Annotated in this window: 14 protein-coding genes; 11 read left to right on the top strand and 3 right to left on the bottom strand. The window is 46.5% G+C overall.

The annotated features are described in order from the left end of the window. Window positions 1-39: 39 nt before the first annotated feature. From kdsB to DX060_RS01000, 10 genes are all read left to right on the top strand, one after another. Window positions 40-783, top strand: coding sequence for a 3-deoxy-manno-octulosonate cytidylyltransferase (kdsB, locus tag DX060_RS01055; RefSeq protein WP_115010749.1), 744 nt, complete (start codon window positions 40-42; stop codon window positions 781-783). A gap of 64 nt (window positions 784-847) precedes the next feature. Further along, window positions 848-1,129, top strand: coding sequence for a hypothetical protein (locus tag DX060_RS01050; RefSeq protein WP_115010748.1), 282 nt, complete (start codon window positions 848-850; stop codon window positions 1,127-1,129). A gap of 154 nt (window positions 1,130-1,283) precedes the next feature. Next, complete coding sequence (locus DX060_RS01045) at window positions 1,284-2,036, top strand: sugar-transfer associated ATP-grasp domain-containing protein (protein ID WP_475690379.1); 753 nt, start codon at window positions 1,284-1,286, stop codon at window positions 2,034-2,036. A gap of 141 nt (window positions 2,037-2,177) precedes the next feature. Next, a complete protein-coding gene (locus DX060_RS01040; protein WP_115012252.1) occupies window positions 2,178-3,335 on the top strand; it encodes a hydrogenase small subunit in 1,158 nt (385 codons plus the stop codon). A 19-nt stretch (window positions 3,336-3,354) separates the two neighbouring features. Then, on the top strand, window positions 3,355-5,094 hold the full coding sequence (locus DX060_RS01035) for a nickel-dependent hydrogenase large subunit (RefSeq protein WP_115010746.1): 1,740 nt from the start codon (window positions 3,355-3,357) through the stop codon (window positions 5,092-5,094). Window positions 5,095-5,103: 9 nt separating this feature from the next. Then, on the top strand, window positions 5,104-5,805 hold the full coding sequence (cybH, locus tag DX060_RS01030; RefSeq protein WP_115010745.1) for a Ni/Fe-hydrogenase, b-type cytochrome subunit: 702 nt from the start codon (window positions 5,104-5,106) through the stop codon (window positions 5,803-5,805). Window positions 5,806-5,807: 2 nt separating this feature from the next. Then, entirely contained in the window at window positions 5,808-6,347 is a 540-nt protein-coding gene (locus DX060_RS01025; protein ID WP_115010744.1) for a HyaD/HybD family hydrogenase maturation endopeptidase, read from the top strand. 1 nt (window position 6,348) lies between these two features. Further along, window positions 6,349-8,970: a hypothetical protein gene (locus tag DX060_RS11665; RefSeq protein ID WP_220176706.1), complete on the top strand. Its 2,622-nt coding sequence runs from the start codon at window positions 6,349-6,351 to the stop codon at window positions 8,968-8,970. Window positions 8,971-8,978: 8 nt separating this feature from the next. Continuing rightward, window positions 8,979-9,341, top strand: a complete 363-nt coding sequence (gene panD, locus DX060_RS01005; RefSeq protein ID WP_115010740.1) for an aspartate 1-decarboxylase — start codon at window positions 8,979-8,981, stop codon at window positions 9,339-9,341. A 2-nt stretch (window positions 9,342-9,343) separates the two neighbouring features. Next, window positions 9,344-9,649 (top strand): YbaB/EbfC family nucleoid-associated protein, encoded by a 306-nt coding sequence (locus DX060_RS01000; RefSeq protein ID WP_115010739.1) that lies wholly within the window; start codon window positions 9,344-9,346, stop codon window positions 9,647-9,649. Between the two features lies 1 nt (window position 9,650). Here the strand turns inward: DX060_RS01000 and DX060_RS11065 are convergent, their stop codons facing one another. The 3 genes from DX060_RS11065 to DX060_RS00990 form a co-directional block, all read right to left on the bottom strand. Next, window positions 9,651-9,812, bottom strand: a complete 162-nt coding sequence (locus tag DX060_RS11065; protein WP_181814118.1) for a hypothetical protein — start codon at window positions 9,810-9,812, stop codon at window positions 9,651-9,653. 84 nt (window positions 9,813-9,896) lie between these two features. After that, complete coding sequence (locus DX060_RS00995) at window positions 9,897-11,831, bottom strand: motility associated factor glycosyltransferase family protein (protein ID WP_115010738.1); 1,935 nt, start codon at window positions 11,829-11,831, stop codon at window positions 9,897-9,899. A gap of 52 nt (window positions 11,832-11,883) precedes the next feature. Continuing rightward, window positions 11,884-12,891 carry an FkbM family methyltransferase gene (locus tag DX060_RS00990; RefSeq protein WP_115010737.1) on the bottom strand — a complete coding sequence of 336 codons (1,008 nt, stop codon included), beginning with the start codon at window positions 12,889-12,891 and terminating at the stop codon, window positions 11,884-11,886. 107 nt (window positions 12,892-12,998) lie between these two features. On the opposite strand from DX060_RS00990, the gene DX060_RS00985 reads away from it, so the two are divergent. After that, window positions 12,999-13,226, top strand: coding sequence for a FeoA family protein (locus tag DX060_RS00985; protein ID WP_115010736.1), 228 nt, complete (start codon window positions 12,999-13,001; stop codon window positions 13,224-13,226). The last annotated feature ends 232 nt before the right edge of the window (window positions 13,227-13,458 follow it).

Genomic DNA, 13,458 nt, shown 5'->3' with positions numbered 1-13,458 from the left:
GCAGCTGTTTGCTTGCTATTTTAAATATAAGGAGACCCTATGATCATAATCCCAGCGCGGCTTGCTTCCACTCGCTTTCCAAACAAAATCCTAGCCGATATTTTTGGGCTACCTATGGTGATAAAAAGTGCCAAAAACGCCGCCAAAGTCGATGAGGTCTGCGTGGCTTGCGATGATATAAGCGTGCTAGAGCTATGCCAGAGCCACAATATCCGCGCCACTCTTACAAGCAAAGATCATCAAAGCGGCACTGATAGATGCTATGAAGCGGCAAAAAAGCTAGGGCTTCCTAGCAGTGAGATCATCATCAATCTCCAAGCTGATGAGCCGTTTTTAGAGCCAGAGATTTTGCAAGCATTGCAGAGCAAAATGGCGCAAGGTGCGTTTATGGCAAGCTGTGCTACACATATCACCAAAGCCCAAGCCCTTGACCCAAATGTGGTGAAAGTCGTGGTGGATTCTAGTGGCAATGCGCTGTATTTCTCGCGCTCTCTTATCCCTTATGATCGCGATGGTAGCACAGATGATAGCAAAATGGATTCTAGCTATTTGGGGCATTTGGGCGTGTATGGGTATAGTGTAGAGAGTCTTAAAGAGTTTTGCTCCCTGCCACAATCTAGGGAGCAATCCCCCCTAGAGCATACAGAGAAGCTAGAGCAGCTACGCGCGCTTTACTATGGATGGCGCATTGCTATGGTGTTTGTAGAGACGCAGAGCATAGGGATTGACAGCCCAGAGGATCTAGCAAGGGCTTTGGCGCGATTTAGCCATAAAGAGTCCTAAAGAAACCAGATAAAGCAAGATTCTGTTAGAATCCACATTTTCAAGCCCAACACAAAGGACATAAATGAGCCTACAATCTCTACTAAAAAACTCCGCCAAATCCTACATCAAATCCTATTTGGCGAGCTTCAAAGCCACTAGAGTTTATAAAGCCCAAAGATGCTATTTTGCAAGCAAGACCAAATCCTACCTAAACTACCTAAGCCAAGTAGGAGCTTTACGCGATTTGCCACAAGATCACGCTAAAAAGGTGCTAGAGTTTTGGACGCCTTTACTCTCTCTCTCTCTCTCTCTCTCTCTCTCGTGGCGGCGCGGGCAAGAGTGCATTACAAGAGCGACTAGATGAGCTACTAAGCTGGCATACAATCTACCATAGCATAAATCCCCACCACCCCCTAGATGTAGCCTACCTAGACAATCACTTCTACTACTGCGATATCCTCCCCTACTTCAATCCTAAATCCTACCAAGCCGCCTTTAGCGATAAAAACTACTATGATGTGATTTTCTCCCGCTTCCCTACCCCTCGCACGATAGCCAAGCGTATAAAAGGCAGCTACTACCGCCCAAGCGCAAATACAAGCCACACGCCCCAAAGTCTAGAATCCACTTTAGCATCGCTACAAGACTATGACCGCGTGCTGATTAAGCCCACAGAAATGCACGCCACAGGGCTAGGCAGTGGGATTGCAATAGTGGATTCTAGGGGGCAAGACATAGCACAAGTGCTAGCAGGCTATACAGGCGATATTGCGATACAAGAAGTCATTACACAGCACCATTTTTTGCGCGATTTACAGCCAAGCTCTGTGAATACCTTTAGAATCGTTACTTTTTTATATCAAAACAAATGCGTGCTACTTAGCGCGGTGCTATATATCGGGGCTGGAGGCGTGGCGTCTAATGATGGGGAGTTTTATAAAATCGGCATTGATGAAAATGGCGTGGCGAGAGATTTTATCGCCCAAGGCTGGGGCAAACAGGCTTCAAGCCTACCAAGTGGCGCGAGAGTTTGCGGCGAGCAGATTCCGCATTTTGATAAGGCTGTAACTATGGCTAAGTCTATGCACCTAGTGCTGCCGCATTTTGGGCTTATCGGCTGGGATTTTACTATCGATGAAAATGGTAAGCCTGTGATGATAGAGCTAAATCTTGACTGCCCGACTTGTGAGAGCTTGCAGTTTTGCAATGCCCCACTCTTTGGCGATTTAAGTGAGAGTGTGTTTGAAGAAGTCTTAAGAGCTAGAATCTAGTCGCTTCAAGACTACACACTATGCTTAAGCATTTAGGGTGGATTAAGTGAGATTTTAGCACTTTGTGCCTAAAATCCGCAGCTAGATTAGTTGCAAAGTAGCAAAGGAGAGAAAATGAAAAAAGTGGATTCTAGCTTTGATATGACACAAAAAAGCACACAAGAGCTTATGGCAGAGGTCTCCACTAGGCTTGATAGGATAGAGAAGCTCCCCGCGCACAATGGCGATAAAGAGCTTATCACAGAGCTAGAGAGTAAGGGTATCTCACGGCGTGATTTTATGAAATGGGCGGGGGCGATGACAGCAGCTCTCTCACTTCCAGCAAGCTTCGCACCGCTTACCGCGCGTGCCGCAGAGATCGCTAATCGCACACCTGTGATCTGGCTGCATATGGCAGAATGCACCGGCTGCAGCGAGAGCTTGCTGCGCACAGAGGATCCAAGTGTGGATTCTGTGATATTTGATATGATAAACCTTGAATACCACGAGACCATTATGGCAGCCTCAGGCTACCAAGCGACACAAAACCTAGAATCCGCTATCAAAAAACACCACGGCAACTATATCTTAATGGTAGAAGGTGGGATACCAAAGGGCAGTAGTGAATACTTCCTAACAATCGGGGCAAACGCCACCACAGGTGCGCAAGAGTGCCGCCACGCCGCAGAGGGAGCTATGGCGATATTTGCTATTGGGACTTGCTCTAGCTATGGTGGTGTGCAAGCTGCCGCGCCAAACCCCACCAACGCCCAACCACTTGATAAAATCATCTCAAAGCCTGTGATAAAAGTCCCGGGCTGCCCACCAAGTGAGAAAAATATCGTAGGCAATGTGCTGTATTTTGTGATGTTTGGCAAGACTCCGCCTATTGATGCCTTTGGGCGACCGACTTGGGCGTATGGGCATAGGATCCACGATCTCTGCGAGCGTAGAGGGCATTTTGATGCGGGTGAGTTTGTAGAAGCCTTTGGCGATAGCAACGCTGAAAAAGGCTACTGCCTATACAAAGTAGGCTGCAAAGGTCCCTATACTTTCAACAACTGCTCTAAACTGCGCTTCAACTCCCACACAAGCTGGCCCATACAAGCAGGGCACGGCTGCATTGGCTGCAGTGAGCCAAACTTCTGGGATACGATGAGCCCATTTGAGCGACCCTTGGGGAATACGCCATTCCACACCGCATATAGCGGCTATGGCGCAGATAAAGCGGCAGATACAATCGGCACCGCAGTGCTTGCTGTAACAGCTGTGGGCATCGCCGCGCACGCAGTCGTATCAAGTATGACTAAAGCCAAATAGCACGCATTAAGGAGAGAAAATGACAAAGCGAATTATCGTAGATCCAATCACAAGGATTGAAGGACACTTGCGTATAGAAGTGATCGTTGATGAGAGCAACACCATTGTCGATGCGTTTTCTTCATCGACTTTGTGGAGAGGATTAGAGAAAATCATCGTAGGGCGCGATCCTAGAGATGCGGGGTTTATCGCGCAAAGGATCTGTGGTGTATGCACATATAGCCACTATAAAGCCGGTATTGTCGCTGTTGAAGATGCCCTAGGTATCAAGCCTCCGCTCAATGCGCAAATGGTGCGCTCTCTTATGAATATCTCACTCTTTTTGCACGACCACATTGTGCATTTCTATACGCTACACGGACTTGATTGGTGTGATATTACAAGCGCATTAAAAGCCGACCCAGCAAAAGCTGCAAAAGAAGCCTACAAATACGCCAAAATTCCTTTATGCGCTGGAGAAAATGAGCTCCTAGCCGTGCAAAAGCGCGTAGGAGACTTTGTCCAGCAAGGCGCACTAGGACCATTCCAAAACGCCTATTGGGGGCATAAAACTTATCGCTTCTCTCCAGAGCAAAATCTCATTGTCCTATCGCACTATCTAAAGCTCCTTGAAGTGCAGCGCGAAGTGGCAAAAATGATGGCAATCTTTGGTGCTAAGCAGCCCCACCCACAAAGTCTAACCGTAGGTGGGGTAACTTCTGTTATGGATATTTTAGATCCTACAAGGCTTGGCGAGTGGAAGAGTAAATTTGAAATGGTAGCAGACTTCGTGTATCGCGCATATTGGGCAGATCTTGTAATGGCAGCTCAAGTGTATGCTAGCGAGCCTTCAGTGGCACAAGCAGGCTGCGGAGTGAAAAACTTCCTATCACACGCTGAAATGCAAATTGGCGAAAATGAGTATTTATATAGCACAGGGATTGTGAAAAATGGCGATTTAAGCAAGCTCTATGATTTAGATGAAAATCTCATCGCCGAAGAAGTTACAAACTCTTGGTATAAGTATGAAAACACCGATAAAGTCGCTCTCCACCCTTATGATGGACAAACAACGCCAGACTACACAGGCTTTGATGATGGAGTAAGCATAGGACCAGATGGCAAGGAAATCCCCACTAAAAATCTCAAACACGATGGTAAATACTCGTGGATCAAATCTCCGCGCTATGATGGCGAGCCTATGGAGGTAGGACCTTTGGCAACCGTAGTAGTAGGGCTTGCAGCCAAAAACCCCTACATCACGCCCGTAGCGCAAGAGTTTTTAAAGCAAACAGGCTTGCCGGTAGATGTTCTCTTTACCACACTTGGTAGAACAGCGGCGAGATGTATTGAAGCGCGTGTGTTGTGTGATTATGGGCTAAAGGCGTTTGACACACTTGTGGAGAATCTCAAAGTCGATACACGCACTTGTGCGCCTTATAGCATTGATGAGAGTAAGGAATACAAGGGGCGATATATCGGCAATGTGCCTAGAGGTATGCTAAGCCACTGGGTGCGAATCAAAGGCGGCAAGGTGGAGAATTATCAAGCGGTCGTGCCTTCTACTTGGAATGCCGGTCCAAGAGACTCTCAAGGCAAGAAAGGTCCCTATGAAATGAGCCTTATAGGCACAAAGGTAGCGGATATTACACAGCCGCTAGAGATTATCCGCCATATCCACTCCTTTGACCCTTGTATTGCGTGTGCGGTGCATATTATGGATACAAAGGGCGTGGAGCTTAGTGAGTATCAAGTCAAGCCCTCATTTGCTCGCATATAAGGAGAGACTATGAGAGAAGCAGTAGATTCTGGCAAGAGGGATTTCCAAGCCCATACGGAGTTTTCTGGGCTGACTAGGATTTTCCACTGGTTGCGTGCGTTTGCGATTTTTGGGCTTATTGGCACGGGATTTTATATCGCTATGCCATTTTTGAGCGCGACTCCAAGCCCTGAGCCTACGCTTTTTACCCAAGCATATATCCGCAGTATCCACTTGATTCTAGGGTTTATCTTGATCGCAGTGTCTATCTTCCGTGTGTATCTTTTCTTTTTTGACAAAGAGGGGAGCAAAGAGGAGCGGCGGTCATTTAAGCAGTTTATCGATGTGAAAGTGTGGATTGCTTCGATTAAGACTTATCTCTTTATCGGCAAGCATCCGCATATAGAAGGCGCGTATAATCCACTGCAATTTATCACTTACTTCACACTTGGTGTGCTGACGCTGCTTGTGTGCTTGACAGGTGTGGCACTCTATGGCAATGTCTATCATAGTGGGCTAGGTGGCGTGCTGGGCGCGTGCTTTAAATGGGTAGAAGTGCTATGTGGTGGGCTATCTAATGTCCGCGTGATCCACCATATATTGACTTGGGCGTTTGTGATCTTTATCCCTGTGCATATTTATCTTGTCGTGTGGAATTCTGTGAAATATCCAAATGGTGGGGCAGATGCGATTATCAGCGGTGTGCGCTATCAAAACGAGCTGAAAGTGTAAATTTGCGTGTTTTGGTGCTAGGGATAGGCAATATCCTCTTTGGTGATGAGGGTATTGGCGTGCATTTGTGCAATTATCTAAAGGTCAATTATGCCTTTGACTCACTAGAGCATAGTATAGAGTTTGTCGATGGTGGCACGCTCGCCCAAGCTCTTATCCCTATGATTGTCGAGTATGATTCTGTGCTGGTGCTTGATACGATCAATGTCGCTGGTGCGGCGATCGGCGATGTGTATAGCTTCCCATTTTCTGCGATCCCTGATACTATCACTTGGGCGGGGAGTGCGCACGAGGTAGAAATGCTCCAAACGCTAAAGATGATTAAGCTTCTAGGCGATCTACCGCCCTTGCATATCATCGGTGTTGTGCCTTATATCATAGGAGAGGATACGACTTTTGAGCTATCAAGTGAGCTTCTAGCGCGATTTGATGACTTAGAGCAAGAGGTGCTGCGATATTTACGCACGCTAGGCTTTGAGAGTAAAAAAGTGGATTCTACTCCTATCCAAGCTATCGCCAATCATTCCTACAAGGGCTACTAGCGTGCTAGCCTTTATCTTCCACACAAGCAAGCCTAGCTCCTATATCGCGCCATTTGAAGCGATCTTAACACACATAGCCAAAGCACATAATCTAGCCTATGCCAAAGAATTTATCGACACAAATCCGCCCTATCAATACGCCTTTATCCTTGCAGAAGTGGATTCTAGCAATAACGCAGGGATCAAAAGTGTGTTTGACAAAAACACCGCAGGCGGCAGGATTTCTAAAGAAACATCGCCTAACGGCGAGCGGTATCCCTTGTTTTCTAAAGAAACATCGCTTCGCTTGTTTTCTAAAGAAACATCGCCTAACGCCAAAACCAAACCAACACCCAAAACACCAAACACAGATGATTTTTCCGCGCGCGTGCTAGGCTTTGCCGATGAGCTCTCACGCACCCTGCCTTTAAGTATGTATTTCATCTTTGATCGCATTGAGCCAGAGTATGAGGCTAGCCACCGATCGCCGCGCTTTTACCGCGCCGCACGCGCTTGCGCTAAACCTCTGCCTATGGTAAGCGACACCCTAGCACTGATACAAAGCTTTGAAAAGCAGGATTCTAGCTTTTCGCGTTTATGCAAGCAGTTTTTCTCCCATATCCACACGCCAAATCCTAAAGACCCCAAAAGCTCTCGCGCGATCACAATCCCCCCAAACGCACTTTACACGCTCCTAGACTCTCTCTCCCACGCCCTGCTTAAGCGTCCCATCACTATCGCCACCGCACGCGGGAGCTATGAGCTATCACGCGCCAAATCCAAGCAATCCGCGCTAATGTTTTGGGAAATGGGGGCGTTGCAGAGCTTTATGCGTATCGATTCTACCCAGCTCTCCTGTCTTGCTAGCGTGGAGAAGCCTAGTATGAAGCTCTGCTCTAAGGATATTTTCCGCGAAGAGCTGCTAGGCTCTAGCGAGCGCGTGGAGATAGAGTGCTTGCTCGCTTTTGACCCTATGCTTATGCTGCTAGGCTCTCTTGCTCGCACTAAAGGTGTGGAATATGTCTTTATCCGTAAAGCTCGCAAGTCTGCGGATTTATCGTATAGCTCGCGCTTTTGTGTGCCAAAGCTAGAGAGCATTGTCTGCGGACGCGATGGGATCTATCTCAACACGCGCAAGAGCAGGCATAATCTTTTTAGCATTGTTGCTAAGCATTATCCGCGCCCCCTAGAATCCACTTTTTGCGATGGGGATTCGGTCTTGGGTGAGCAATGCGGCAGTGTTGCAAACTTTGTGAAAGGCACGACCACCAAGGTCGCTAACCTTCCCCAAAGTTTGCAAAGCTCCCACAGCCCCACCGCAACTCCTAGAATCCTAGAAGAAGATAATCGGGGCGATTTTGAAAAATCCACCAAAAATCAAAATCAGCCGCAAAGTAAAAAAGTGGATTCTAGCAATGAAGCTTTTTCATCGTCATTCGGGTCCGCGATAGCGGCGCGGCAATCCATACAAACAAAAACACAAAACCTAGAATCCACTTTTGAAAAAAATGCTGAACAAATACAAAAAACTCAAAAAAAGGATTTTAGCAATGAAGCTATGGATCGCCACGCCACTGCTACGCAGTGTCTCGCAATGACAGAAAACAACGCTGCTAGTGAAAAAGTGGATTCTAGGGAAAATGCTGAAAGTGTAAAAACATCGCAGAATGAAAACGCCGCAGGCGGCAGGATTTTTCTAAAGAAACATCGGCTAACGCCGAGCGGTGTCCCTTGTTTTCTAAAGAAACATCGCTTTGCTTGTTTTGATGAAAACGCACAAACGCAAAAAGTGGATTCTAGCAAGCAAGCCCAAAGTTTAAACAAGTCGCAGGCGACAGGATTTGCCGATGATTTTGTGGGTTTTCAAGGCGGGGGCGAAGGGATTTACCTAAGCGGTAATGAGCAAGCCCCCGCCGCAGAATCCCGCAAAAGCGCGGCAAAGCCAAAGCCCAAAACACAGCGCGAGCAAAACGCTGCCCTTATGCTTGTATGCTATCTCTCTATGGCGCATTCTAGCGCGGTGTGGATCTATGATGGCACAAGCTACAAGCAAGCCCTGCCCGTGCGCTTTGCTAGCAGTGAAGCTTCTATGCTAGAGACTCTAGTGCGCGAGTATAAAGGCGCAGATAGGCTACTAGCAAACTATCAGGCGCATTTTGGGGCACTCGGTGCGCTAGAGCTAGAGGCTAGCCCTAGAATCTCAACAAACCTTACTGATATATTTGCCATTATTGCGCGAGTGCTTGGGTTTTGTGAGAGTGGTGCAAGCGATGATTGCGCGAAAGAGAGCTTGCTAAATTATGCCAAGCTATGCTTGCGGGATAAGGGTCCGCGCATTGACTACAAGCTTAAAAAAGCCCCCCAAGGAGGCATAGAGCTGGACTACCCTAGGATCTTGCGTAGCTGTATGAGCTTCGCGCTTGCAGGCGTGGAGCGCGAGATGATAGCCTTTGGCGTGCTGGATTCTCTAGCGGAGTTTATGGGGAATTTCGTGCGAGATATGAGCCAAAACTACGCGATCAAGCAGGTTTTCATCTGTGGGGATATGCTTAGTCATAAAATATTTTTCGATAAGATTTTGCTCTATCTACCGCGCGATATTACGCTAATCTTGCCACAAGATGGCTATATTGATACATTATAGGAGAGTCTATGCACTTTGAAATGCTCTATGCCAAAATCCACCGCGCACGCGTGAGTGATGCAAATATCAACTATATAGGCTCCATTACGATTGATAGGGCGTTGTGTAATGCAGTGGGCTTGCTTGAAGGTATGAAAGTTGATGTAGTCAATGTCAATAATGGCGCAAGACTTAGCACCTATGTCTTGCTAGGGGAGAGTGGTAGCGGGGTAGTGTGTCTAAATGGCGCGGCAGCTAGGCTTGCTTGCGTGGGTGATGTGGTGATCATCATCGCGTATGCGAGTATGACGCTAGAGGAGGCAAAAGTGCATACGCCTAGAGTCGCTTTTGTCGATGAGAATAATCGCTTACTACAACAACCAAAGGAGTAATAATGTTTGATATGAATCAATTACAATCTCTACTAAGCACAATGCAAAAGCAAATGCAAGAGCTAGAATCTAGTGCGCAAGACTCTATCCACACGGCTAAGAGTGGCGGCGGGCTTGTGAGTGTCAGCATAAATGGCGCAGGGGAGGTGGTGGATATTAGTATCGATGACTCTTTGCTAGAGGATAAAGACTCCTTGCAGATTCTCTTAATCTCAGCCCTAAATGATGCCTACAAAAATGTCGAAAACAGCAAAAAATCCCAAGCCCTTAATCTACTTGGCGGACTTAATCCGTTTCAAAAATCTTAGCCTAGAATCCACTTTTTGCGACTTTGGCGGTGTTTCTTATGGATCGCCACGCTCGCTTCACTCGCTCGCGATGACGGAGAAAGTCGCCTACTTTGTCATTGCGAGCCTTGCGACAGCAAGGCGCGGCAATCCATAAAATAACAGGTAACCCCCTAGAATCCACTTTTGCGCGGTGTGTGGATACGCGGATAATCCGCTTGCAATCACGGATACAAGATAAGAAAACAAGAGATGTAGAAAGTGGATTCTAGCTTAGAGTTGCGCGTTTAGTGGGTTTGCTGCTTGCTAGGGCTAGATCCTGCTTGCTCCACTCATCAAGGGCTTTTTGTGTTGTGTGGATCACGCAGTCTATCCCCCCAGCAAGCGAGAAAAGCCAGTATTTATGGTAGTAGAGCCATTGCAGCTGCTTTGCTTTAAGCTCATCTTCATTGGCAGTGTAGAGCACTAGCACTTTGGCGATGTCTAGCTCTTGGTGGAATATGTAGGATTGTATGGCGTCCATAAAGTAGCTCGTAAATTTCCGCTCGCCAAAAAGCCCTTTAATATCATCGATTTTATCGCTTAGGGCATTAAGCTTGGCGAAATTGATCTTTTCAAGCTTGTTTTGGGCATTGAGCTTTTCTATATGCTCTAGCTCTCTAGCTAGCTGCAAAAATACGCGCTCGATCTTGCGCTTTTGCGTGCTGCCGTATTTGATGATGTCTTGGGCTTTTTTGTAGGCTTGCTTGATGAGCTTTGCGCTGTGCTTGGGGCTAGGTGGGGCTAGCAGTAGGGGGGGCTTTTTCTGCGCTTTTTGCACGATAGATTCTACCACTTGTGTAAAGGGCAGCTCCTTTGTGCCAGCTATGCGCGCGCCTCCTTGCGTGGCATTGATGACTTGCATACTAGGTGGCGTCCTAGCAATGTCCTTTTCAAAAAAGTGTAAAAATAGCTTCCAAATCTTGCTTGTCTCTATCTGCCCTTCTCCACCATAGCGCGGGACATATATGCCCTCTTTTTTGTATTGGGACTCTTGTGTGCCATAGATCGCATCTTTAGAATGCGAGCTGCCATCATCGCCAAACGCCAAATCCTGCCCGATAAATATGCACTGCTTAAATTCTGCGAGCATCGCTAGCTCATACGCCATATTTGCCGCACTCATTCCTATGCCTAAATACCCATACTCATCAAAGCCAAAGAGACTTGTATAGCCAAATGGACGGAAGCTAAAGCACACTTTTGCCCCCTTTAGGGCTAGCTTGGTGTGCTTATGCACGATAGAAGTTAGGGCAAACACCACGCCTTTTTGCGCGCTTTTGGGCGTGTCGGTGTAGAATTTGGCACTTTCTTGCACGCGCTCTAGACTTAGGACAATATCTGGCTTTATGCCGTGCTTTGTGAGAATGGGGAAGCTCGCATCCACGCATAATAATGTCGCATAGGGCGCGACTTTTTTCAGCAAGGGCAGCTGCTTATGTAGGCTAGGACCTGTGGAGATGATGATCGCGCTATCTCTGCCCCTTAAAGCTAGCACGAGATCCTTTAGGCTTGGGGTGCGCAGGGCGTCTGGGAGATTGGCTATGTGGTGATAAATCCCCACCACAGAATCCCTAGCGTCATTGCCCACACTCACGACCGCTTGCTCAATGGCTTTGATAAAATAGCCATTGATACGCAAAATATCATCGTGATAGCTCTCATAATATGGGCAGGTTACTAGTAGGTCATAAGTTTTTACAAATACGCGGGAGTATTTATTGCTATCAAAGAGAGAATCCACGCCCATATAGCCGATTTGCTTAGTGTAGATGATTTGCAGCTTTTGCGTGGCGATTTCACTAGAAAAATCAAGCAAATTTAGCACGATGAAAATGATCTCAAGCTCTGGCTCAAAGACTACTATGCGCTGCCGCTGCTCATTAAAGAGCAAGCGGATTAGCACGCCATTGCCTAGTCCATAGAGGTATAAAAAGGGGTAGTAAGAGTAGCTATGGAGCTGGGCATTTCTCTCCATAATCTCATCAATAGGCTTTGTGAGGTAGAGAGCTTTGGTGTTTTTGGTATCGATGATGTTGTAGTTTGCCGGATCATTATCCATAAAGACTTCATAGTGTTGATTGGGCTTGAAAGATTTCAAAGCGAGATATAGTAGCGCATCGACTTTGGCTAGGGCGGCTAGGTTGGTATCAAAATGGCTCATTAAGGCTCCTTGGTAGCTAGGCTTTAGAAGCCTTAAGCAATTTTAAATCCACTTAAGCCCCGCTTGCATAAATCCTTAAATACTCTTGCAGGCAAAAAGAGCTAGCCCTATGGATAGCTAGCACATCGTAGTAGTGGATTTGCTTGGAAGTGTTTGTATAGCCCATAAGTAGGCTAAGATTTAGCCTATCAGTGCTATCTAGCACACATAGCAAGTCCCCAAAATTATCAAATATCACAAGCTTTTCATAGCCCAAGTCTCTAAGCATAGGGAATATAGAAGTTGGGGATTCTCCTTGCTCGAGCAAATGCGATAAACTCCACTCAAAATAAAGAGTCGGCATAAATGCGCTAATCGTAGCCCTAGCTCCTCGGAGGACTTTGAAGTCAAATCCATCGGTATCGATTTTGATGAAATTAGGTGTGAAGTTGGTCTGCTGGATAATGTGATCTAGTGTAGTGATAGATGATGAAGTAGAGCTAGCGACAAGCTTGCCACTACCATCTTGCAAGCTCATCGCATACTTTTCACAAGAGTCGCTCTGCCCTAAAAATGTCGTGTAAATATAAAAGAGTTTATGGTCTCCCCCCCCCCCCGTAGAATCTAGTGTGCTATTAGTCGTATAGATAGCATAAGAATCTGGGCTAGGGAGCTTATGGAGAGAGCGGAGATTGTGCGAGAGATTGGTATAAATCAAATCCGCATAGCTCCTCTCTCCTTCTATAAGCAAATATGAAGCATTGCTAGCTTGATCGCTTAAAGAGAGCACCGCCGTATCGCCGATATTTGCCCCTACATCAATCATAGCAAGCCTGCCATCTTTGGCACAAATATATTGCGCGATAGCTTGCAAGCGCATATCATAATGCGGATAGAGCTTTTGATTGATAAAAATCGTATGAGAAAAGGGCATAGTAAGCCTAAGCCCTCTAAAAGTAGCGGTGATAACAGGATCACAAAAGCGTAGTAAAAACTTGCGTAAATGCAGCAAGATTCTAAAACAAAGCCTGCTTTGTGTCTTTAAAGTGTGCTGGTAAATGGCTTGTGCCAAGAATTTCATAGCGACTCCTTGTGGTATAAATAAGCGCGAAAGGCGCGGAAGCGATTGTAGCACAAGCGTAACGCAAAAGTGCTATAATAATATACATTATCATTATAGAGGACAAAATGAATCTTGATGCTTGTGCATATAACCATAGCTACAAAGTTACGGCAATCAACCTAGAAGATAGCATAGCCAAAGAGCGTTTAGCATCGCTTGGGATAGTGGCTGGCGTGATCATCACGATCTTGCAAACCTCAGCCAAAAAGGCGACTATTTCCGTGCAAGTGCATCAAACAATCATCGCCCTGCGCAATGAAGAAGCTAGGCAGATACAAGTAGAGCTAATATAGCTCCGCTGCTTGTTGCTCCGCGCAATGGATAGTATCTTACTTACAATGTAAAGCTCGCAAGTAGGTGTGCAAAAAGTGGATTCTAGGGCTAGTGATTCAGTCTTGGGTAAGCAATGCGATTGATTACGCTATTTTTAGGACAACCGCAGACCTCTAGTCTTGCTCTGCCCCCAAAACAAGCGAAGCAAAGTTTCTTTAGAAAGCCGAATCCTTATCAAAAAGTGGATTCTAG

Source organism: Helicobacter canis (assembly GCF_900451095.1).
Classification (GTDB): Bacteria; Campylobacterota; Campylobacteria; order Campylobacterales; family Helicobacteraceae; genus Helicobacter_B; species Helicobacter_B zhangjianzhongii.
This window is presented reverse-complemented; position numbering and strand designations above follow the sequence as displayed.

Bases quoted from the DNA above. Each gene is read 5' to 3' on its own strand.
- kdsB (WP_115010749.1), top strand. From the start codon at position 40: ATGATCATAATCCCAGCGCGGCTTGCTTCCACTCGCTTTCCAAACAAA.
- DX060_RS01050 (WP_115010748.1), top strand. From the start codon at position 848: ATGAGCCTACAATCTCTACTAAAAAACTCCGCCAAATCCTACATCAAA.
- DX060_RS01040 (WP_115012252.1), top strand. From the start codon at position 2,178: ATGACACAAAAAAGCACACAAGAGCTTATGGCAGAGGTCTCCACTAGG.
- DX060_RS01035 (WP_115010746.1), top strand. From the start codon at position 3,355: ATGACAAAGCGAATTATCGTAGATCCAATCACAAGGATTGAAGGACAC.
- cybH (WP_115010745.1), top strand. From the start codon at position 5,104: ATGAGAGAAGCAGTAGATTCTGGCAAGAGGGATTTCCAAGCCCATACG.
- panD (WP_115010740.1), top strand. From the start codon at position 8,979: ATGCACTTTGAAATGCTCTATGCCAAAATCCACCGCGCACGCGTGAGT.
- DX060_RS01000 (WP_115010739.1), top strand. From the start codon at position 9,344: ATGTTTGATATGAATCAATTACAATCTCTACTAAGCACAATGCAAAAG.
- DX060_RS00995 (WP_115010738.1), bottom strand. From the start codon at position 11,831: ATGAGCCATTTTGATACCAACCTAGCCGCCCTAGCCAAAGTCGATGCG.
- DX060_RS00990 (WP_115010737.1), bottom strand. From the start codon at position 12,891: ATGAAATTCTTGGCACAAGCCATTTACCAGCACACTTTAAAGACACAA.
- DX060_RS00985 (WP_115010736.1), top strand. From the start codon at position 12,999: ATGAATCTTGATGCTTGTGCATATAACCATAGCTACAAAGTTACGGCA.